Raw genomic sequence first — 20,773 nt, 5'->3', positions numbered from 1 at the left:
CGCGGGGCGTTGGTGATCCGGCGTCCGGCTAGGACTCCTCGGCGAGCTCCTCGAGGACGGCGATGAACGTGCGCGCCGGCACGCCGGTCGCCCGGGAGGGCGTGTAGCCGCTCGGGCCCTTGTCGTTCCACGAGGGGCCCGCGACGTCGACGTGCGCCCACTGGATGCCCTCGCCGACGAACTGCTCGAGGTAGCGCCCGGCGTAGAGCATCCCGCCGTCGCGGGAGTTGGAGTGGTTGCGGATGTCCGCGATCGGGGAGGCGAGCTCCTCGGTGTGCTCCTCGAGCAGCGGCATCGCCCACGCCCGCTCGCCCTCGCGCCGCCCGGTCTGCGCGACGCGGTCGCGGAACTCCTCGGAGCCCATCACGCCGGCGGTGTGGTTGCCTAAAGCGGTGATCTGCGCGCCGGTGAGCGTCGCGGTCTCTAGGAGGAAGTCGGGCTCGTCCTCGCTCGCGCGGGCGATCGCGTCGGCGAGCACGAGGCGCCCCTCGGCGTCGGTGTTGAGGATCTCGGTGGTGATCCCGCCGTAGTGGGTGACGACGTCGCCCGGGCGGGTCGCCTTGCCCGAGGGCATGTTCTCCGCGAGCGGGAGCGTCGCGGTGACCTGGATGGGCAGGTTGAGGCGCGCGGCGGCGATGGCCGCTGCGGCCGCCGCGGCGGAGCCGCCCATGTCCGAGATCATCTTCTCCATCCCGGAGGCGGGCTTGAGCGAGATGCCGCCGGTGTCGAAGGTGATGCCCTTGCCGACGAGCGCCACGTGGCGCTTCGCCTTGCGCGGCTTCCACGACAGGCGCACCACCCGCGGCGGGCGCTCGGAGCCGCCGCCCACGGCGAGCACCCCGCCGAAGCCCTCCCGGTGGAGCTCCGTCTCGTCGAGGATCTCCGAGTCGAGGCCGAAGAACTCCGCCTGGCCGGCGAGCTCGTTGGCGTAGGCCTCGGGGTTGAGGACGTTGGCCGGGGTGTTGACGAGGTCGCGGGCGAAGGCCACCGACTCGGCGATGATCGTCGCGCGCACCAGCTCCTCCTTCTCCCGGGTGGTGGGGCGCTTCTCGGTGAGCACGGCGACGTGGCTCTCCACCTGCACCCGCCCGGTGCCCGGCGAGGCGACGACCGTGCGCCCGCCCGCGCCGCGCTCCCCGCGGAACGTGTAGGAGCCGAGGATCCAGCCCTCGACGGCCTCGCGGATGCCCCAGTCGCCGAGCGTCGTCGCCACCACCACCGGGCCGGTCGCGCCCTTGGCGACCGCGCGGGCCGCCTCGCCGGCGGCGCGGCGGATCCGGTCGCCGGCACCCTCGTCAGCGTCCCGCCCGCCCGGCAGGAGACGCTCCTCGCCGAGGCCGACGGCGACGAGCCGCTCGGGCAGGCCCTTCTTGGTCGCGGATTCCGGCGCGACGAGGGCGTGCACCTCGCCGAGCGCGCCGGTCGCGCCGTGGACCTCGAGCTGGCGGACGATCTCGGCCGCGGCGCGCTCGTCGGCGACGAGGGAGCCGGGCAGCGAGACGGTCGCGTCCGCGTCGCCGCCCGCGAGCACCGGCACGACGGCGACGGTCGCCTCCTTGGGCACCGACTTCGTCAGTTCGGCGGTCGCGATCGTGCCGTAGGCCGGCAGCTGGCGCGGCGGGTGGTCCTTCTTAGAGCTCATGGGCGTAGTCGCTTCCTTACACTTCGATCGTCGAGACGCGCGGACAAAGGTCATTCGGGCGGCGGCGGCCGATCGAGCGTGGCTCTGGTGGCCGCCGCGCGCGTGGCAACCCATGATAACGGCGTCGCCGGTCCCGCCGAGTGAGACCGGCGCCACCCCGGCGGGCCAGGGCAGGGCCCGTAGTAGGTTTACTTGCTATGAGCACGCTCGATTTCACCATCACCCGCACGGATAACCCGACGCCCGACGAGCGCCGCGAGGAGATCCTCAAGGACCCCGCCTTCGGGAAGATCTTTAGCGACCACATGGCCATCGTCGACTGGACCGCCGACGAGGGCTGGCACGACGCCCGCATCGTGCCGTTTGGCCCCTTCGAGCTCTCCCCGGCGACGTGCGTCCTCCACTACGGCCAGTCCATCTTCGAGGGGCTCAAGGCCTTCCGCCACGAGGACGGCTCGGTCTCGGCGTTCCGGCCCGAGTCCAACGCCCGCCGCCTCAACAACTCCGCGCGCCGCCTCGCCATGCCGGAGCTGCCCGAGGAGCTGTTCTTAAAGGCCGTGAGCACCCTCGTCGACGTCGACCGCGACTGGGTCCCCGCCGCCGGCGGGGAGGCCTCCCTTTACATCCGACCCCTCATGTTCGGCATGCAGGAGACCCTCGGCGTCGGCGCCGCCGACCGCTACCGCTTCGTCGTCATGACCTCCCCGTCCGGCGCCTACTTCACCGGCGGGGTCAGCCCCGTGAGCGTCTGGCTCTCCGAGGACTTCGTCCGCGCCGCGCCCGGCGGCACCGGCGAGGCGAAGTGCGCCGGCAACTACGCCTCCTCCCTCCTCGCCCAGCAGCAGGCCGCGGAGAAGGGCTGCGACCAGGTCGTCTGGCTCGACGCCATCGAGCGCCGCTACGTCGAGGAGATGGGCGGCATGAACCTCATGTTCGTCTACGGCTCCGAGGACTCCGACGAGGGCGTCACCCTCGTCACCCCGGAGCTCAGCGGCTCGCTGCTGCCCGGCATCACCCGCGACTCGCTGCTCACCGTCGCTAAGGAGCTCGGCTACCGCACCGAGGAGCGCAAGATCAGCGTCGACGAGTGGCGCGACGACGTCGCCTCCGGCCGCATGACCGAGGCGCTCGCCTGCGGCACCGCCGCGGTCCTCACCCCGGTCGGCACCGTGAAGTCCGAGGGCGGCGAGTTCACCATCAACGGCAACGAGCCCGGCGAGGTGACCATGAAGCTCCGCGAGCGCCTCACCGGCATCCAGCAGGGCCGCGTCGAGGACGCCCACGGCTGGAACACGACGCTCTCCGCGGCGCGCTAGCCCAAAAGACGCGCAACAAGAAAGCCCCGGCCGACAGCGGCCGGGGCCTTTCTCGTCCGGGTGATCTTGGCGGCGGCCCCGGGGGAGGGCGGGGCAGCGACGCGCCCCGGGGACGAGGAGCTAGTCCTCCGCGCCGAGCGCCGCGGCGAAGCGCACGAGCGGCACCGCGGCGAGCGCGCCCGCGCCGAGCGAGTCGTCCGCGTGCAGCGCGAAGACCGGGCGGATGCCCAGCCGAGAGTAGATCGCCGCCAGGCCGCCCGCCGGGGCGAGCTGCCCGCCGAGAAGCCAGCCGCGCGCGCCGGGCGAGAGCAGCTCCGCGGTGAGCCCCAGGGCCGCGGCCTCCGCCGAGGAGACGAGCGCCGGGATTCCCAGCGCCGCGAGCCGCGCGAGGAATCCCACCGCTACGGCCTGGTGCGGGGCGAGAAGCCGCCGCACGAGCTCCGCCGGGTCGGTGGGGGTCGCCCGGGCGCGGGTCATGACATCGCGCAGCGCCGCGACCTGCCTCGACCACAGGGCGTCGTCAGTCCCGGAGAAACCCAGCATCGCGACCGGCTCCTCGTCGAGCAGGTGGCCCGCGAGCGCGAGCGCCGCGACCCGCCCGCCGGGGCCGACGAGGTGCGGCACCGCGAGCCCGACGCCCGCCTCGGAGAGAGCCTCGGCGCGGGCGGCGCCGGTGCGCAGCGCCGCCTCGAAGGTCGCCTCGTCCATGGCGTCCTCGCGGTCGGGGGCGCCGCCGGCGGGCAGGGCGCCCGCGCCGGGCAGGCCGGAGTCCTTGGGAAGCGCGTCGGCGACGACCTCGATTCCGAGGCCGAGCGCCCCGGCGGCAGCGCCGAGCGCGCCCCGCCCGTCGGCGAGGAGCGCCGCGCGGCGCGGTGCGGCGGACGGCTCGAGCGGGGAGACGTCGCGCGCGGCGAGCCCGTGCTCGCCGGCGAACGCGACGAGGCGGACCGCAGCGTCGGGGCCGATGCCGCCCATCCCGGCGAGCTGCGCGGCGAGCTCCACGAGCCGGCCGTGCCGCTCGGCGCTACCCCGCAGCTCGAGGCGGCGGGAGCGCTCCGCGGCCCGGTCGAGCGGGGCCGCCTCGCCGAGGATCTCGGCGAGGGCAGGGGAGGGGGCCATGGGCTACTTGGCGGGCTCGTTCGACTTGTCGCCGACCTCGACCCGGGGCTTCGGGCTGCGCCAGCGCCGCGGCTGGGTGAGGCGGCCGAAGACGTAGAAGCCGGTGCCGAAGCCGATCTTCTCGCCGGGGTCGGGGAATTTCTTGCGCGCGGACGCGTTCGCCCGGCGGCCGGCGATGAACGCCTCGGCCGCGAAGACGACGATCATTACCATCGAGATGAGCGAGACGATCGACGCGAAGGTCGGGAACCACGAGCTGATGAACATGATCACCAGCAGCCCGAGCGCGAAGGGGAGGATGTAGTTGCCCGCGAAGCGGCGGGCGTCGACCCAGTCGCGCAGGTAGGCGCGCACCGGGCCCTGGTCGCGGGCGAGCATGTAGCGCGGATCGCCGGCGTCCATCTTCTTCTGGACCTCGATCTGCTGCTCGCGGCGCTCGATGCGCTGCTTGCGCTTGTGCTCCTTCCACTCCTGCTTGGACATGGAGTTCTTCAACTCCTTGCGCTTCTTGCGCGCCTGCCCGGGAGTGGTGGGGGTCTGGGAGGCGCCCCGGAGCACGCCGCGCTCAATCTCGCGGTCCTTGCGCTTCGGGGTGGGCCGGCCCTTGGGCGGGGTGTAGCCCTTGGGCAGGGGGCGCTCCCCGGCGTCCTGGCCGGCGTTTTCCTCCTCGGCGACCTCGGCCGCGGAGCCGACGGTGTCGGCGGGACCCTCAGTCTTCTTCCACGGTAACTTCACGGCACACCAGGCTACTAGCCCGCAACAAAGAAGTGGAATAAGCTCGGGCGCTACACCGTTGCCGTTGACGACACCGGACAGCGTGCCGGCCGGCCTTCACTAGGCTGGCGGGCGAAGCCGAGACACTTTCGGATAGGAGCACTGAAGGGATCATGACTGCACCGTCAACCGAGACCGGAGTCCTTCTGAGCGATGCGGCCGCCGCGAAGGCGAAGGCCCTCCTCGAGCAGGAGGGGCGCGACGACCTCTCCCTGCGCATCGCCGTGCAGCCGGGCGGCTGCGCCGGCCTGCGCTACCAGCTGTACTTCGACGACCGGAAGCTCGACGGCGACAAGGTCGACAACTTCGGCGGGGTCAACCTCGTCGTCGACAAGATGTCGGTGCCGTACCTCATGGGAGCGAAGATCGACTTCTCCGACACCATCGAGGCCCAGGGCTTCACCATCGATAACCCGAACGCCGGCGGCTCCTGCGCCTGCGGCGACTCCTTCCACTAGAAGGAACACACAAGTAATAAGGCCCCGGCCGGGCCCGCTCGAGGCGGGCGCCGGCCGGGGCCTTCGCGCGCCCGGAGCGGGGCGGCGGAGAGAATTCTGCTAGAGCTCGACGGGGTAGTCGCGCTCCTCGATCTCGGGGTCGATGCGACCCTCGACGAAGATGCCGTGCCAGATCATGAACGCGATGACCGTCCACAGCCGGCGCGAGTGGTCCGAGCGGCCGTCGCGGTGCTCCTCGAGCATCGCGAGCGCCGCGTCCTTGTCGATGAGGTGCGCGGTGTCCGACGCCCTGATCTGGTCCCGAGCCCAGTCGTAGAGCTCCCCGCCGGCGAGCCAGTGGCGCATCGGCACCGGGAAGCCGAGCTTCTTGCGGTTGAGGACGTGGGCCGGGACGATGCGCTTGAGGGCCTGGCGCAGCGCGTACTTCGTCGTGCCGTGGGAGACCTTGAGCTCCTTCGGCAGCGTCTCGGCGACGCGGAAGACCTCCTTGTCGAGGAAGGGCACGCGCAGCTCGAGGGAGTTGGCCATGGTGATCTTGTCGGCCTTGACGAGGATGTCGCCGCGCAGCCACGTGAACAGGTCGAGGTGCTGCATGCGCGCGACCGGGTCGAAGTCCTTCGACGCGTCGTAGATCGGGGCGGTGACCTCGCGGTGGTCCCACTCGCGCCGCGCCCACGGCAGCACCCGGGAGAGCTGCTCGAAGTTGAAGGAGCGCGCGTTGCCGTAGTAGCGCTCCTCCATCGGGGTGGTGCCCCGCTCGAGGAGGGACTTGCCCTTCATGCCCTCGGGCAGCACCCGGCTGAGCGCCCGCAGGCCGCGCAGCAGCGGGCGGGGCACCTTCTCGAAGGGCGCGAGCGAGAGCGGCTCCTTGTAGATCGTGTAGCCGCCGAAGAGCTCGTCGGCGCCCTCCCCGGAGAGAACGACCTTGACGTGCTTGCGGGCCTCGCGGGCGACGAAGTACAGCGGCACGAGCGAGGGGTCGGCGACCGGGTCGTCGAGATACCACATGATCTTCGGGACCGCGTCGACGTACTCCTCGGGGCTGACGACCTTGACGATGTGCTCCGCGCCGATCGCCTCCGCGGACTCGGCGGCGACGTCGACCTCGGAGTAGCCCTCGCGCTCGAAGCCGGTGGTGAAGGTGAGCAGGTCGGGGTTGTGTCGCTTCGCGATCGCGGCGATCGCCGTGGAGTCGATGCCCCCGGAGAGGAACGAGCCGACGGTGACGTCGGCGCGCATGTGCTTCGCGACGCTGTCCTCTAGGGCCTCGGCGATGCGGTCGAAGACCTTCTCCTCGGATCCGGCGGGCACCTCCTCGACGGGGAAGCGGGGCGCGAAGTAGCGCGACTGGGAGAGCTCCTCGCCGGGGCGAAGCGTCGCGGTGCAGCCCGACTCGAGCCGGCGGACGTCCTCGTGGAGGGTCTCCGGCTCGGGCACGTACTGCAGGTCGGCGTAGTGCTCGATGGCCCGCATGTCAAGATCCTGGCCTAGACCGATGGCGTCGGCCATCGCGAGGATCGACTTCTTCTCCGAAGAGAACACCGTGCCGCGGGGCGTGGTCGCGTAGAACAGCGGCTTGATGCCGAAGCGGTCGCGGGCGAGGAAGAGGCGGTGCTCCGCGGTGTCCCAGATGGCGAAGGCGAACATGCCCCGCAGGTGCGAGACGACGTCCTCGCCGAAGTGGTGGTAGCCCACGACGATGGTCTCCGAATCGCCGTCGGTGGCGAACTCGTAGCCGGCCTCCTGAAGCTCGGCGCGCAGCTCCACGTAGTTGTAGATCTCGCCGTTGAAGGTGAGCACGTAGCGCCCCGGCTCGTCCTTCGGCCCCCAGCTCAGCGGCTGGTGCGAGTGCTCGAGGTCGACGATGGAGAGGCGGTTGAAGCCGAAGGCCGCATCCTCGTCGTGCCACACCTCGGTTGCGTCCGGTCCGCGATGGCGCATGCAGGTCAGCGCCCCGCTCAGCGAGTCGACGTAGGCGTCCGCCTTCTTCTCCGCGGACAGGAAACCCAGGAGACCACACATATGCTTAAGCCCCGCTCCTTTGCTCTGGCTACCGGATCTTCTCGAGAGGAACACCCAACGCTAGCCCACCGCGCGGGGCGGGGAGAATCGCCCCGCCGCGGCCCCGGCAGGCCCCGGGTGGATACTTTCGGTTGAGCGCCGCGGGGCGGGGATCTCATCGGCGCAGCGCAGCGGCCCGCGCCACGCGGGCCGGGCGCGACGGGGTTGCCGGGGAGGGGCCCGGCATGGGAAGCGGCGCGGCCTGCGGTAATCTTTGATTGCGACATTGAGCCGTCGTGTGGGCTATCTGTTAGGCAGCTTAAAGACCGGCGGATTCACTGTTCCCGCGAGTTCTGGCGATGCGTGGAGAGGAAAGGCAGTCACACGTGATGCAGAAGAACAGACGAGGCAACGGCAGGAAGATCGCCGCGGCCGCGACGCTGTTGCCCGCCGGCGTCGCGCTGGCAGGCTGCGACGTCGAGCCGCCGCAGGCGCTCGATAGCCTCCTGCGCATGGGCTGGCCCCAGGGCGTGACCCCCGAGGCCGAGTCCATGGGCAACTTCTGGGTGTGGGTCTGGTGCGTTGCCTGGCTCGTCGGCATCGTCATGTGGGGCCTCTTCCTTTGGGCCATCTTCCGCTGGGGCGCGAAGCGCGCCCAGAAGCAGGGCAAGGGCGAGTTCCCGCGGCAGACGCAGTACAACATCCCGCTCGAGCTCGTGCTCACCGCGGTGCCGGTCGTCATCGTCATGGGGCTGTTCTTCTTTACGGTCCAGACCCAAAACCAGGTGACCGCCCTCGACAAGGACCCGAAGGTCACGGTCGACGTCACCGGCTTCCAGTGGAACTGGAAGTTCGGCTACGCCGGCGTTGATGGGGAGCTCACCGGCGATGGGCAGTTCTACGACGGCACCGACGAGCAGCGCCAGGCCGCCGCGGAGGACACCGCCGTCAACGAGGACGGCGACAACCCGATCCACGGCAAGTCCCGCGACGACTTCTCCTACCTCAATTACAACGAGATCGAGACCGTCGGCACCACCGACGAGATCCCGGTGCTCGTCCTCCCGACGCAGCGCGCGATCGAGTTCCGGCTCGCGTCCTCGGACGTGGCCCACTCCTTCTGGGTCCCGGAGTTCCTCTTCAAGCGCGACGTCTACGCCCACCCCGAGACCAACTCGCAGCAGCGGTCCTTCCAGATCGAGGAGATCACCGAGGAGGGCGCGTTCGTCGGGCGCTGCGCCGAGATGTGCGGCACCTATCACGCGATGATGAACTTCGAGATCCGCGCCGTCTCCCCGGAGCAGTTCACGCAGTACCTCGAGTTCCGCCGCGACAACCCCGACGCCCCGAACTCCGAGGCGCTCGCCGCGATCGGCGAGGAGCCCTTCGCGACGTCGACCAAGCCGTTCAACTCCGACCGCGTCGGCACCCGCGAGGGCGCCAACACGGTGGAGGCCAGCGCCAAGTAACCCCCGGCGGGCGGCCGAGGCGCCGCCCGCCGCGCCACGCGGGAACGCTTAAGGAGAGATAGCCAATGAAGTCCTCATCGAAGATCATGTTCGGGCTGACGACCTTCCTCGGCCTCATTGCGGTCGTCTACATCATCGCGACCGTCATGGTCCGCGACGACGCCTACCTCCAGGGCGCGGAGTGGGCCGGCATCGTCGGGCTGGTGCTCTCGGCGGGGCTGACCGCGATGCTCGGCGGGTACATCCACATCACCGAGAAGCGCACCGACATCCTCCCCGAGGACTGGGAGGAGGCCGAGGTCGAGGACAAGGCCGGCGTGCTCGGATTCTTCAGCGCCAGCTCCATTTGGCCCTTCCTCATGTCCGTCGCGGTTCTCGTTCTCGGGCTCGGTGTTATCTACCTCCACTGGTGGCTCATTGTTTTCGGCGCGGCGTTCCTCGTGTTCACCGTGGTCATGCTCAACATGCAGTACAACATTCCGCAGGAAAAGCACTAAAAGCTTTTCTGCATTAACCAGCGACGGCCCGCCGGAACTTCCCGGCGGGCCGTCGCCGCGTCTGTAGCGGGCCCGGTGGCGAGACGTCGGGATCGGAAAACCCTCGGGCTCGGGAACTTCCTCCCGGCCGCGTGCGACGGAGCGGGTTTTCGCCGTATCCGAAACCGCAGCGGGGGAGCGTTTGCCCAGTTAAGCGCCCGATAGCTCCGGAGGTCTCCGCTCTGGTTGCGCGAACGTCCCGCGGGGTGGGCCCCCGGGCCAACCCCCACCCGGGTCAATCGAAAGGGTGAGACGGTCCCGCGAAGCCGGGCCTGAATATGGGCTAAAGCACCAGGCAAACTAAGGCGAGCCAAGTAAATGCAGCTCGTTGTGTCGGTGGGAGCTTCCAGCCTCGGCGAAAACGGCCTGCTCACCTGCGGCAATTGCGGAGGTCGTGCGAGGCGACACGGGTCGGGCGAGCGGGTCCCCCGAAGGGGGTTAAACGCCGCCTGGGCGCAGCCTGGGTGGCGAGGTGACTTTTAGGGGGCCGGCCGCCATAATTGAGTGCGTGACGAGCACAGTTTCGACCCCAGGTACGGCAGCTTCACAGCGTGTCCCGGCGCTCAACCGCCCCAACATGGTGAGCGTCGGAACCATCGTGTTCCTGTCTCAGGAATTGATGTTCTTCGCGGGGCTGTTCGCGATGTACTTCACGTCCCGCGCGAACGGACAGTCGGGGGACTGGGCGGAGCAGACGTCGCACCTGACGCCGCTCTACGCCTTCGTCATCACCGTGGTGCTGGTCACGTCGTCGTTCACCTCCCAGCTGGGTGTGTTCGCCGCCGAGCGCGGCGACGTCTACACGCTTCGCAAGTGGTACGTCGTGACGATCCTGCTCGGCGTCATCTTCCTTGCGATGCAGGCTTACGAGTACTTCGAGCTCGTCTCGGAGGGCGTCACGATCCAGAGCAGCGTGTTCGGCTCGGTCTTCTTCATCACGACCGGGTTCCACGCCGCTCACGTGCTCGCCGGCGTTATCGCCTTCGTCGTCGTCCTGCTGCGCGTCTCCAAGGCGAAGTTCACCCCGGCCCAGGCGACGGCGGCGATGGTCACGTCCTACTACTGGCACTTCGTCGATGTCGTGTGGATTGGGCTGTTCGTGGTGGTCTACCTCATCCAGTAGCCCAACGCCGCGGGGGCCCCGCGCCCCCGTGCCCTGCCCCGTGCGGTCCCCTCGGCGGCGAGAGTCGTTCGAGGATCAAGGCCGAGGAACGTTAATGAAGGAAAGTTATGCTTAAGAAGCTTTTCAACGGCGGCTGGTTCGGCCGTTCCGGCGAGGGAGCGGCGATCGGGCGCGGGCGGCGCAAGCTGCGTCGGGCCGCGGCCGGCGCGCTCGCCGTGACGGTCGCGCTCACCGGCGCGGGCGTCCTGTCGAACGCCCTGAGCCCCGAGGCGCAGGTGGCCACCGCGGACAAGAACGACCAGGCGCTCATCCAGGAGGGCAAGGACCTCTACGACGTCGCCTGCATCACCTGCCACGGCGAGAACCTCCAGGGGGTCAAGGACCGCGGCCCGTCGCTCATCGGCGTGGGCGAGGGCTCGGTCTACTTCCAGGTCAACTCCGGCCGCATGCCGATGATGTCGAACGAGGCCCAGGCCGAGCGTAAGCCCGCCCGCTACGGCGAGCGCCAGGCGCTCGCGCTCGCGGCCTACGTCTCCGCGAACGGCGGCGGCCCGGACCTCGTCTACAACGACGACGGCTCGATCGCGATGGAGTCGCTGAGGGGCAAGAACTTCGACGGCCAGATCGACCCCGCGGACGTCGCCCGCGGCTCCGAGCTGTTCCGCCAGAACTGCGCCTCCTGCCACAACTTCACCGGCCGGGGCGGTGCTCTTTCGTCCGGTAAGTACGCGCCCGTGCTCGATCCCGCGAACGAGCAGGAGATCTACCAGGCGATGCTCACCGGCCCGCAGAACATGCCGAAGTTCTCCGACCGGCAGCTCAGCCCGGACGAGAAGAAGGACATTATCGCCTTCGTGAAGAGCGCCAAGGAGACGCCCAGCCCCGGCGGCTGGTCGCTCGGCGGCATCGGCCCGGTGGCCGAGGGCTTCTTCATGTGGTTCGTCGGCATCGTCGTGCTGATCGCTGCGGCGATCTGGATTGGAACGCGCTCATGACAGACATCAATAAGGACAACTACAGCGAGCAGGAGCTCAAGTCGATGAGCAACGACGAGCTCGCTCGCCTGGGCACCGAGCTCGACGGGGTCACCGTCGCGTACCGCAAGAAGCGGTTCCCGATCGAGAACGACCCGGCCGAGGAGCGCGCCGCGATCCAGCTCAACGTCTGGCTCATCCTCTCGATCCTCTCCGGGATCGGCTTCCTCGCCGTCTACCTCTTCTGGCCGTGGGAGTACAAGGGCCACGGCGACGAGGGGCTGTGGACCTACACCTTCTACACCCCGCTGCTCGGCCTGCTCGCCGGGTTGACCCTGCTGTTCCTCGGCGTCTTCATCGTCCAGTACGTCAAGCGGATGATCCCCGAGGAGGTCTCCGTCCAGCGCCGCCACGACGGCCCCTCCGACGAGGTCGACCGCCGCACGATGACGGCCCTGCTTAACGACGCGTGGCAGACCTCGACCCTGGGCCGCCGCAAGGCGATGCAGGGCCTGCTCGCCGGCGGCGCGATCGTCGCGGGGCTCGTCATCATCGCGCCGCTTGGCGGCATGGTGAAGAACCCATGGAAGCGCGGGGAGCTCGGCTACGAGGGCGACGGCACGCTGTGGACGTCCGGCTGGACGCTCCAGGAGAAGGGCGTGAAGCTCTACCTCGGCCGCGACACCGGCGCCGTCGCCGAGCCCCACGAGACCGCCACCGGGCAGCACTACACGACCGAGGGCATTTCGCGCCTCGTCCGCATGCGCCCGGAGGACCTCGACGCCCAGGCGATGGAGACCGTCTTCCCGCTCGCGGAGGAGGACGTCAACGACGGGGATCGCTACGACCCCCGCAAGGACGTCTACGAGCACCACATGCACTCCATCCACGGCCCCCGCAACGCGGTGATGCTCATCCGCATGCGCAGCTCCGACGCGGCTCGCGTGATCGAGCGCAAGGGCCAGGAGGACTTCCACTACGGCGACTTCTACGCCTACTCGAAGATCTGCACGCACATCGGCTGCCCGACCTCCCTGTACGAGGCCCAGACGCACCGTATTCTGTGCCCGTGCCACCAGTCGCAGTTCGACGCGCTGCAGTACGGTAAGCCCGTGTTCGGCCCCGCCGCCCGCGCCCTGCCTCAGCTGCCGATCACGGTGGACGAGGAGGGCTACCTGGTGGCCAAGGACAACTTCGCTGAGCCCCTCGGGCCGGCGTTCTGGGAGCGTGAGTCCTAATGACGACGAAGATTCTGCCCAAGATCGGCAACGAGGTTGACTCGCGATACACAGCGGCTAGCGGCCTGCGCCGGCAGATCAACAAGGTCTTCCCGACGCACTGGTCGTTCATGCTCGGCGAGATCTCGCTGTACAGTTTCATTATCCTGATCCTCACGGGCGTGTACCTCACGCTCTTCTTCGACCCGTCGATCACCAAGGTGATCTACGACGGCGCGTACCTCCCGCTCAACGGCGTGGAGATGTCCCGCGCTTACGAGACCGCGCTGAACATCTCGTTCGAGGTGCGCGGCGGCCTGTTCGTGCGCCAGATGCACCACTGGGCCGCGCTGATGTTCATGTTCTCGATGGTTGCGCACATGCTGCGCATCTTCTTCACGGGCGCGTTCCGCCGCCCCCGTGAGGCGAACTGGATCATCGGCTGCACCCTGCTCATCCTCGGCATGGTCGAGGGCTTCCTCGGCTACTCGCTGCCGGACGACCTGCTCTCCGGCGTCGGCCTGCGCATCATGTCGGCGATCATCCTCAGCCTCCCGATCATCGGCACCTGGCTGCACTGGCTGATCTTCGGCGGCGACTTCCCGTCGGACATCATGCTCGACCGGTTCTACGTCGCGCACGTGCTCATCATCCCGGGCATCCTGCTCGGCCTCATCGCCGCGCACCTGGCGCTCGTCTGGTACCAGAAGCACACCCAGTTCCCCGGGCCCGGCCGCACGGAGAACAACGTCGTCGGCATCCGCATCATGCCGGTCTTCGCCGTCAAGGCGATGGGCTTCGGCGCGCTGACCTTCGCGGCGCTCGCGCTCATGGCGGGTCTCACCACCATCAACGCCATCTGGACGATCGGGCCCTACAACCCCTCGCAGGTCTCCGCGGGCTCGCAGCCGGATATCTACATGCTCTGGACGGACGGCGCGGCGCGCGTCATGCCCGCCTGGGAGCTCTACATCGGCGGCTACACCATCCCGGGCGCCTTCTGGGTCATGCTGCTCGCCGGCACCTTGGTGGTCCTGCTCTTCGCCTACCCGTTCATCGAGAAGGCGATCACCAAGGACGACGCCCACCACAATCTGCTGCAGCGGCCGCGCGACGTGCCGGTGCGCAGCAGCCTGGGCGCGATGGCTCTGACGTTCTTTATCCTGCTGACGATCTCGGGTGGTAACGACCTCATCGCGTACCACTTCGACATCTCGCTCAACGCGATGACCTGGGTCGGCCGCATCGGGCTCATTGTCCTGCCGCCGCTGGCCTACTTCATCACGTACTGGCTCTGCCTCGGCCTGCAGCGCCGCGACCGCGAGATCCTCGAGCACGGCATCGAGACCGGCGTCATCAAGCAGCTGTCCAACGGTGCCTTCGTCGAGGTGCACCAGCCGCTCGGACCGGTCGACGAGCACGGTCACGCCGTGCCGCTGGAGTACCAGGGCGCGCGCGTCCCGAAGCAGCTCAACGAGCTGGGCTTCTCGGACCGCGAGTCCACCGGCTCGCTGTTCAAGCCGGACCCGGAGGACATCCAGCGCAAGCGCCGCGAGATCGAGCAGCGCAACCACCACGAGCAGGCGGAGACGCTGCGCAACCTCAACGAGATCAACCGCCGCCGCGACAACGGCGACGAGGAGGACTAGGCCCTAACAACCGGCCTGATTCTCTAGCCGCCCGCCGGCCCCGATTCCCGGGGCCCGGCGGGCGGTTTCGTTGTGTCTTATAAGGACCATGCACTGTCCGGTGTCGGGCGCGAGGCTGCTTTCGAGGGGACCGCACTGACGGGGGTAGAGGCCGATGGGGCAGGAGGGCTGTGCTTCTGGGCCGGCTCCGATACGGCTGTTACGGGCGCCGCGGAGCTCGATGGTCGTGGCCGGAGAAGCGGCTGGCAGCGGTCGACGTCCGGTCGTTTGCCAGCGCGGTACGTTGGGCTCTGTGGCCGCCGACGGTTCTAGCTAGCGAACCTGTCCGAGCCCCTCGCTGATCGCGACGGTTTCAACAGAAAGTCCCCCGCCGCCGCGCCCGGGGTGGGCGTCGGCGGCGGGGGAGTGGCAGATTCCGATGGACTAGTGGCCCTCGCCGTTAGGCGTTGGTGAGGACCACGCGGCCGCGGGAGCGGCCCTCCTTGAGCGCGTCGAGGCTCTCGACGACGGACTCGAGGCTCATCTCTCGGGTGGTGATCGGGATGCGGGGGAACTTGCCCTCGCGCGCGAGCTCCATGACCTCGCGCAGCTCGGTAAGGCTGCCGACGTAGGAGCCCTGGATGTCGATCTGCTGGAAGGCCAGCACCGCGGTCTGGACCTTGAAGCGGCCGCCGAAGAGGCCGACCTGGACCATCGTGCCGCCCGTCGCGAGGCTGGCAAAGGCGAGCGAGCCGGTCTCCTCGTTGTTGACGAAGTCGGCGACGGCGTGCGGCTGCTCGCCGACGAACTTCCAGATGTCCTGCGGGGTGGTCTCGGCGGTGCTCACCAGGGTGTGGGTCGCGCCAAGCTCGAGAGCCCGCTCGAAGTTGGCGTCAGAGCGGTCGATGACGCTGATGTTGGTGTAGCCCAGCGCCTTGAGGGAGGCGACGCACATGAGGCCCACGCCGCCCGCGCCGATGACGAGCACGGGGGCATCCTTGGACTTGAGCTTGGTCTGCTTCGCCGCAGAGTAGGCGGTGATGCCCGAGCAGCCGATGGTCGCGGCCCACTCGGGGTCGACCCCGTCGAGCGGCACGAGGTACTTGTCGTGCGGCAGGAAGACCTTCTCGGCGTAGCCGCCGTTGCGCTGCACGCCCAGGGCGCGCTTCATGTTGGGGCAACGGTTCTCCTGGCCGGTCTCACACGTGGGGCACTCGCCGCAGCCGAGCCACGCGTAGACGACGACCTGCTCGCCCTCCTTGATTGTCGCGTCGGGGCCGGTGGATTCGACCACGCCGACGATCTCGTGGCCCATGATGAGGGGGTACTCGGCGCCGCCCGCCTCGTTGCTGTAGAACTCGCCGTCGCCGAGCTCGAATCCGCCCTCGCGGATGTGGACGTCGGAGTGGCAGACGCCGGAGTGCGTGATGCGCACGCGCACCTGGTCGCCGGTGAGCTCCTCCTCAGGGAATTCCATTTCGGTGATGGTCTCGTCGTCGACGGACCGCAGTGCGTAGCCCTTCATCGTGCTAATCCTTTCCTTCGCGTCGTGCTAGAGCTGGCGTGATACCCGCGTGGCCAGGGAGGACGTTCTGCTGTCCGAGATCCAAATAAAGCATGTCGGATATCACTAACACTGAGAATATTAGATAGATCATAGAAAGACAAGAGCGAAGCCAACGCTATTTAAATGGTTATTAATCTCAATATCAACAAGAATTCAGGACTTGTGGGGTGTAGCTAGACTTCTGGGGAGTGTGGGGGGCTTAGTGTGGCCCCGTCGCTGGGCGGGTTCCACCCAACCCGGGGAGGGTGTGTCGCGGCGCTCGCGCCTTCGTTATGAAACTGTTATAGTCGTGCCCATCGCACGGCACCGGCCTATCCGCAGGCTACTCAGGGCGCTGGTTATGACAAGCGCTACCGGGCTCTACTGCGGCCCGGTGGGGGCCGGTCCGTGGGGTGCGACCGCCTGAGGGGTTGGGTCGCGCCAGGGATAGTGATAGTTCTACCGACTTCTGCGAAGCCATTGGAGAGTCACACCGTTGTCCAAGCACCGTAATCCCACCACCCGCCGCCGCGTTGCCGCCCCGCTCGGGGCCGGGGCCACCGCGCTCGCCGTGACGCTCGCCGGCAGCCCGCTCGCGGGGGCGGACGAGGGCGAGGATCTCCTCGCCGAGCTCGAGGAGATCTCCCACCACGCCAACGAGAAGAACGAGGAGGTCAAGGCCCTCGAGGACGAGGTCGAGGCCGCGAAGGCTGACCTCGACGGGGCCCGCGACCAGGTCGCGGCCGCGCAGGACGAAGAGGCCGAGGCCGCCGCCCAGCTCGAGGAGCGCTCCCGCGCCGTCGACGAGGTTGCCGGCTCGAAGTACCGCACCGCGTCCTCGCAGTCCGCGCTGCGCACCCTCGGCTCCGACAGCCCGCGCGACGCCCTCGACCGGGCGAGCTTCCTCAACACCCTGTCGCGCACCGCGACGGACGCCGTCGAGGACTACGAGGCCGCCGCCGAGGACGCGGCCAACAAGCGCGCCTCCGCGGAGCACGGCGCCGCGGACATCGAGGCGAAGAAGACCGAGCTCGAGGAGAAGCTCACCGAGCTGCTCGCCGAGCGCGACGAGCTCAAGGGCCAGGCCGAGGAGCTCCAGGGGCGCATCGACGCGCTCGACGAGGAGCAGCGCCAGGCCTGGGAGAGCCGCAACCGCGGCGGCGAGCCCGCGCCCGCCGTCCCCTCCGAGACCGGCAACGCCGTCGTCGACGCCGCGCTCGGCAAGATCGGCTCGCCCTACTCGTGGGGCGGCAACGGCCCGGACTCCTTCGACTGCTCGGGCCTGGTCTTCTGGGCCCACCAGCAGGCCGGCAAGACCGTTCCGCGCACCTCCTCGGCGCAGATCGCCGGGGGCCAGCCGGTCTCCCGCGCGGACCTTCAGCCCGGCGATATCGTCGGCTACTACCCGGGGGTCACCCACGTGGGCATCTACATCGGCAACGGGCAGATCGTCCACGCCTCCGACTACGGCGTGCCCGTGCAGATCGCGTCGGTCGACCACGCGCCCTTCGCCGGCGCGGCCCGCTACTAGGCCGCCCGCGATACCAAGCGAACAGAAGCGCCGCCCGGTTATCCCCGGGCGGCGCGTTCGCGTGTGGGGCCGCGCCCGCCGCGCGGGCTAGCATGACCGCCATGGCCCGCGTCCTGCTCGTCACCAACGACTTTCCCCCCACGGTCGGGGGCATCCAGTCCTACCTGCGGCGCTTCGTCGCCGAGCTCGACCCGTCGGACCTCGTCGTCTTCGCCTCGACGCAGGACGAGGCCGCCGCCCGCGCCTTCGACGAGGCGGCGCCGTTCCCCGTCGTCCGCCTGAAGAGGCGCGTCATGCTGCCCACCCCGGCGGTCGCCCGCCGCATGGCCGGGCTCATCGCCTCCTACGGGGTGGAGACCGTCTGGTTCGGCGCCTCGACGCCGCTGGGCCTCCTCGCGCCCGCGGCCAGGAGGGCCGGCGTCAGCCGGGTGGTGGCGAGCACCCACGGCCACGAGGTGGGCTGGTCGATGCTGCCCGGGGCGCGCCAGGTGCTGCGCCGCGTCGGGGAGGGCTGCGACGTCGTGACCTACGTGTCGCGCTACGCGCTCGGCCGCTTCCGCGGCGCGATGGGGGAGCACCCCCGCTACGTGGCGCTGCCCTCCGGGGTGGACCGCGACGAGTTCCGCCCGCTCGACCCCGAGGACCGCGCCGCGGTGCGCGCCCGCTTCGGCGTCGCGGCCGGCGCCCCGCTCGTGGTATGCACCTCCAGGCTCGTGCCCCGCAAGGGGCAGGACCGGCTCCTCGAGGCTGCCCCGGAGCTCGCCCGCCGCTTCCCGGGCCTTAAGGTCCTCGTCGTCGGTGACGGGCCCTACCGCCGCCGACTCGAGACCAAGGCCGCCCGGGCGTGCGCCGCGGCCGGCTTGGACTGCGCGCGGCTGCTCGGCCGGCTCGAGGCGGACGACATGCGCGGGCTGCTCGCCGCGGCGGACGTCGCGGCGGTGCCGGTGCGCACCCGCGGCGGGGGCCTCGACGTCGAGGGGCTTGGCATCGTCTACCTCGAGGCGCAGGCCTGCGGCGTGCCGGTCGTCGCGGGCGACTCCGGCGGCGCCCCGGAGACCGTCACCGAGGACACCGGCATCGTCGTCGACGGCCGCGATCGCGGCTCGATCGTCGCGGCGATCGACGCGCTGCTCCGCGACCCCGCGCGCGCGAAAGCGATGGGCGAGGCGGGCGCCCGCCACGTCGCCGAGCGCTTCTCGTGGGGGCCGCTGGGCGAGCGGCTGCGCGCGTGCCTCGGGCTCGCCGGGGCGCCGGCCACCCGGGGCGGGGAGGACGTCGCGCCCGGCCTATACTGACGGGGTTGTCCCCCGGCGCCCACCGTCGCCGGGGCGATTCGTCAGCGGCGCTGGAAGGAAGGTCTCGAATGCAGCCAGGCGAGGTCACCGTCGGCTTCGACATCGGCGGCACGAACCTCCGCGCCGGGGTGCTCGACGGGGCCGGGGAGCTGCTCGCGCAGGCGACGCGGCCCACCCCGCGCACGACCGAGGGGCTCGAGGACACCATCGCCGAGCTCGTCGGCGAGTACCGGCTGCGCTACCCGGTGGGCGCGGTGGGCATCGCGCTCGCCGCGTTCCTCGACCCGGACTGCGAGACCGTGCGCTTCGCGCCGCACCTGTCGTGGCGCGACACCCCGGTGCGCGCGCTCCTCGAGGAGCGCCTGGGGCTTCCGGTGCGCCTCGAGCACGACGCGAACTCCGCGGCCTGGGGCGAGTACCGCCTCGGCGCGGCGCGCGGCGCGGAGACGTGGGTGTACTTCGCGGTGGGCACGGGCATTGGCGCGACGCTCATGACCGGCGGGGAGATCTACCGCGGGGCTTATGGCACCGCTCCTGAGTTCGGCCACATCACCGTCGTGCCCGGCGGGCGGCCCTGCCCGTGCGGGAAGCTCGGCTGCCTGGAGCGCTACTGCTCGGGCTCCGCGCTCGTGGACACCGCCGTGGAGCTCGTGCACCAGAAGAGCTTCCCGGAGAGTGCCCTGGCCTCGCGGGTGCGGCGCGATCCGCGGGCGGTGCGCGGCCAGGAGATTATGGCGGCCGCCGAGAAGGGCGATCCGGCCGGCCGGGCGGTCGCCGCGGACTTCGCGCACTGGCTGGGCGTGGGGCTCTCCGTGGTGGCGGACATCCTCGACCCCGAGCTCGTCGTGCTCGGCGGGGGCGTGGCCGCCGCGGCCGGGGTCTACCTCGACGAGGCCCGCGAGCAGTTCGCCTCCCACATCGTGGGCACCGGCTACCGCCCGCTCGCTGAGGTCCGGGTCGGCGAGCTCGGCCGCAACGCGGGTATGATCGGCGTGGCTGAGCTGGCGCGCCACGTGTCCTGCGCGTAACTAGAGCTAACGCCGCCCGGCGGCGCGCCGCGCGCGGGGGCTCGGCCGGGGACGCGACCGCCAGGAAGGGGAGCATGCGCAACAAGTGGTACTGGACCTTTAAGCACATCCTGATGGGCCCGTTCGTCCGGCTGTGGAACCGCCCGACGATCGAGGGCGCGGACCGGGTGCCCGCCGAGGGCCCCGGGCTTATCGTCTCCTCCCACCAGGCGGTCATGGACTCCCTGTTCTTCCCGCTCGTCATGCCGCGCCAGCTGCGCTTCCCCGCGAAGAAGGAGTACTTCGAGGGCGTCGGCTTCGCCGGCAAGCTCCAGAAGTTCTTCTTCAGCTCCGTCGGCCAGGTGCCGCTCGACCGCGACGCGGCCGGCGCCGCGAACGCGATGCGCGCCGCCGCCGAGCAGGTCTTCTCCGAGGGCGACCTCTTCGGCATCTACCCGGAAGGAACCCGCTCCCCGGACGGGCGCATCTACCGCGGCCACACCGGCATGGCGCGCGTCGCGCTCCACAACCCTGAGGTGCCCGTCATCCCGGTCGCGATGATCGGCACGAGGCGCGCGAACCCGATTGGCTCGTGGCTGCTGCGCCCCGTCAAGGTGCACATGGTCGTCGGCGAGCCCATCGATGTCGCCGCGTGGATTGAGGAGCACGACGCTGACCCCGACTCCCGCGAGGCGGCCCGCGCGTTCACCGACGAGGTCATGGCGGAGCTCTCCAGGCTCTCCGGATACGATTACGTCGACGTCTACGCCTCGACGGTCAAGGAGTCGCTCAACCGCGGGGACGGCTACCCCGAGGGCGCCGAGCCCGGCCGCCAGGCCGGCTAGGCCAGGCCGCCGGCCCCAGCCCGGGCCCGGGCGGGGAGGCGCAGGAACAACGCCACCGTGGAGAGAAGGGAGTGCCGCTAGCGCCGTGCGCAAGAACCAGAAGATCGTCCTTGGAAGGCTCGCCGCGGCGGGCCTCCTCATCGTCGGCTACATCGCCGTGCTCATCGCGGGCGTGCCCGTCGACCTCACGGTGCTCTCCCCGCTGCTCATCATCGCGCTCGTCGCGGTGCTCTTCGTCCCGCTGCCCGGCTCGCGGCCGGGGCGCGACCGCGGGCGCGGCTAGGGCCGGGGC

18 protein-coding genes are annotated in these 20,773 nt (G+C 70.0%); 13 read left to right on the top strand and 5 right to left on the bottom strand.

Going from position 1 to position 20,773, the window contains the following annotated elements; all coding sequences use genetic code 11:
• Positions 1–28 precede the first annotated feature (28 nt).
• Positions 29–1,642, bottom strand: coding sequence for a leucyl aminopeptidase (locus HMPREF9719_RS01440; protein ID WP_004600180.1), 1,614 nt, complete (start codon positions 1,640–1,642; stop codon positions 29–31).
• Positions 1,643–1,839: 197 nt separating this feature from the next.
• Between HMPREF9719_RS01440 and HMPREF9719_RS01435 the strand changes: the two genes are divergently transcribed.
• Complete coding sequence (locus tag HMPREF9719_RS01435; RefSeq protein ID WP_004600179.1) at positions 1,840–2,958, top strand: branched-chain amino acid aminotransferase; 1,119 nt, start codon at positions 1,840–1,842, stop codon at positions 2,956–2,958.
• 120 nt (positions 2,959–3,078) lie between these two features.
• On the opposite strand, the gene HMPREF9719_RS01430 is transcribed toward HMPREF9719_RS01435, so the two are convergent.
• Positions 3,079–4,077, bottom strand: coding sequence for a nicotinate-nucleotide--dimethylbenzimidazole phosphoribosyltransferase (locus HMPREF9719_RS01430; RefSeq protein ID WP_004600178.1), 999 nt, complete (start codon positions 4,075–4,077; stop codon positions 3,079–3,081).
• Between the two features lie 3 nt (positions 4,078–4,080).
• On the bottom strand, positions 4,081–4,812 hold the full coding sequence (locus HMPREF9719_RS01425) for a DUF3043 domain-containing protein (protein ID WP_004600177.1): 732 nt from the start codon (positions 4,810–4,812) through the stop codon (positions 4,081–4,083).
• Positions 4,813–4,964: 152 nt separating this feature from the next.
• Between HMPREF9719_RS01425 and HMPREF9719_RS01420 the strand changes: the two genes are divergently transcribed.
• Positions 4,965–5,309, top strand: coding sequence for a HesB/IscA family protein (locus tag HMPREF9719_RS01420; protein WP_004600176.1), 345 nt, complete (start codon positions 4,965–4,967; stop codon positions 5,307–5,309).
• A gap of 99 nt (positions 5,310–5,408) precedes the next feature.
• Here HMPREF9719_RS01420 and asnB read toward each other — a convergent pair whose 3' ends face one another.
• Positions 5,409–7,331 (bottom strand): asparagine synthase (glutamine-hydrolyzing), encoded by a 1,923-nt coding sequence (gene asnB, locus HMPREF9719_RS01415; protein WP_004600175.1) that lies wholly within the window; start codon positions 7,329–7,331, stop codon positions 5,409–5,411.
• A gap of 365 nt (positions 7,332–7,696) precedes the next feature.
• Here asnB and ctaC point away from each other — a divergent pair, with 365 nt between their 5' ends.
• The 6 genes from ctaC to qcrB all read left to right on the top strand — a co-directional run bounded on the left by ctaC (position 7,697) and on the right by qcrB (position 14,278).
• The gene (gene ctaC / locus HMPREF9719_RS01410; RefSeq protein WP_038075074.1) at positions 7,697–8,779 is read left to right on the top strand and encodes an aa3-type cytochrome oxidase subunit II; all 1,083 of its coding nucleotides are present in this window, start codon (positions 7,697–7,699) and stop codon (positions 8,777–8,779) included.
• Positions 8,780–8,844: 65 nt separating this feature from the next.
• Positions 8,845–9,276 (top strand): aa3-type cytochrome oxidase subunit IV, encoded by a 432-nt coding sequence (gene ctaF, locus HMPREF9719_RS01405; RefSeq protein ID WP_004600173.1) that lies wholly within the window; start codon positions 8,845–8,847, stop codon positions 9,274–9,276.
• Between the two features lie 547 nt (positions 9,277–9,823).
• Entirely contained in the window at positions 9,824–10,438 is a 615-nt protein-coding gene (gene ctaE, locus HMPREF9719_RS01400; protein WP_174269511.1) for an aa3-type cytochrome oxidase subunit III, read from the top strand.
• Between the two features lie 107 nt (positions 10,439–10,545).
• On the top strand, positions 10,546–11,433 hold the full coding sequence (gene qcrC / locus HMPREF9719_RS01395; RefSeq protein ID WP_004600171.1) for a cytochrome bc1 complex diheme cytochrome c subunit: 888 nt from the start codon (positions 10,546–10,548) through the stop codon (positions 11,431–11,433).
• A complete protein-coding gene (gene qcrA / locus HMPREF9719_RS01390) occupies positions 11,430–12,650 on the top strand; it encodes a cytochrome bc1 complex Rieske iron-sulfur subunit (protein WP_004600170.1) in 1,221 nt (406 codons plus the stop codon). The genes qcrC and qcrA overlap by 4 nt, the downstream gene beginning before the upstream one ends.
• Complete coding sequence (qcrB, locus tag HMPREF9719_RS01385; RefSeq protein WP_004600169.1) at positions 12,650–14,278, top strand: cytochrome bc1 complex cytochrome b subunit; 1,629 nt, start codon at positions 12,650–12,652, stop codon at positions 14,276–14,278. Before qcrA ends, qcrB begins: the two co-directional genes overlap by 1 nt.
• 439 nt (positions 14,279–14,717) lie before the next feature.
• Here qcrB and HMPREF9719_RS01380 read toward each other — a convergent pair whose 3' ends face one another.
• A complete protein-coding gene (locus HMPREF9719_RS01380) occupies positions 14,718–15,782 on the bottom strand; it encodes an alcohol dehydrogenase (protein ID WP_004600168.1) in 1,065 nt (354 codons plus the stop codon).
• Positions 15,783–16,299: 517 nt separating this feature from the next.
• Between HMPREF9719_RS01380 and HMPREF9719_RS01375 the strand changes: the two genes are divergently transcribed.
• The 5 genes from HMPREF9719_RS01375 to HMPREF9719_RS01355 all read left to right on the top strand — a co-directional run bounded on the left by HMPREF9719_RS01375 (position 16,300) and on the right by HMPREF9719_RS01355 (position 20,764).
• The gene (locus tag HMPREF9719_RS01375) at positions 16,300–17,334 is read left to right on the top strand and encodes an NlpC/P60 family protein (protein WP_004600167.1); all 1,035 of its coding nucleotides are present in this window, start codon (positions 16,300–16,302) and stop codon (positions 17,332–17,334) included.
• A gap of 101 nt (positions 17,335–17,435) precedes the next feature.
• Entirely contained in the window at positions 17,436–18,629 is a 1,194-nt protein-coding gene (locus HMPREF9719_RS01370) for a glycosyltransferase family 4 protein (RefSeq protein ID WP_174269510.1), read from the top strand.
• 68 nt (positions 18,630–18,697) lie between these two features.
• The gene (locus tag HMPREF9719_RS01365) at positions 18,698–19,657 is read left to right on the top strand and encodes an ROK family protein (protein ID WP_004600165.1); all 960 of its coding nucleotides are present in this window, start codon (positions 18,698–18,700) and stop codon (positions 19,655–19,657) included.
• Positions 19,658–19,731: 74 nt separating this feature from the next.
• The gene (locus tag HMPREF9719_RS01360; protein WP_004600164.1) at positions 19,732–20,481 is read left to right on the top strand and encodes a lysophospholipid acyltransferase family protein; all 750 of its coding nucleotides are present in this window, start codon (positions 19,732–19,734) and stop codon (positions 20,479–20,481) included.
• Between the two features lie 85 nt (positions 20,482–20,566).
• Entirely contained in the window at positions 20,567–20,764 is a 198-nt protein-coding gene (locus HMPREF9719_RS01355) for a hypothetical protein (protein WP_004600163.1), read from the top strand.
• The last annotated feature ends 9 nt before the right edge of the window (positions 20,765–20,773 follow it).

The sequence above is a fragment of the Corynebacterium otitidis ATCC 51513 genome, assembly GCF_000296405.1.
Classification (GTDB): Bacteria; Actinomycetota; Actinomycetes; order Mycobacteriales; family Mycobacteriaceae; genus Corynebacterium; species Corynebacterium otitidis.
This window is presented reverse-complemented; position numbering and strand designations above follow the sequence as displayed.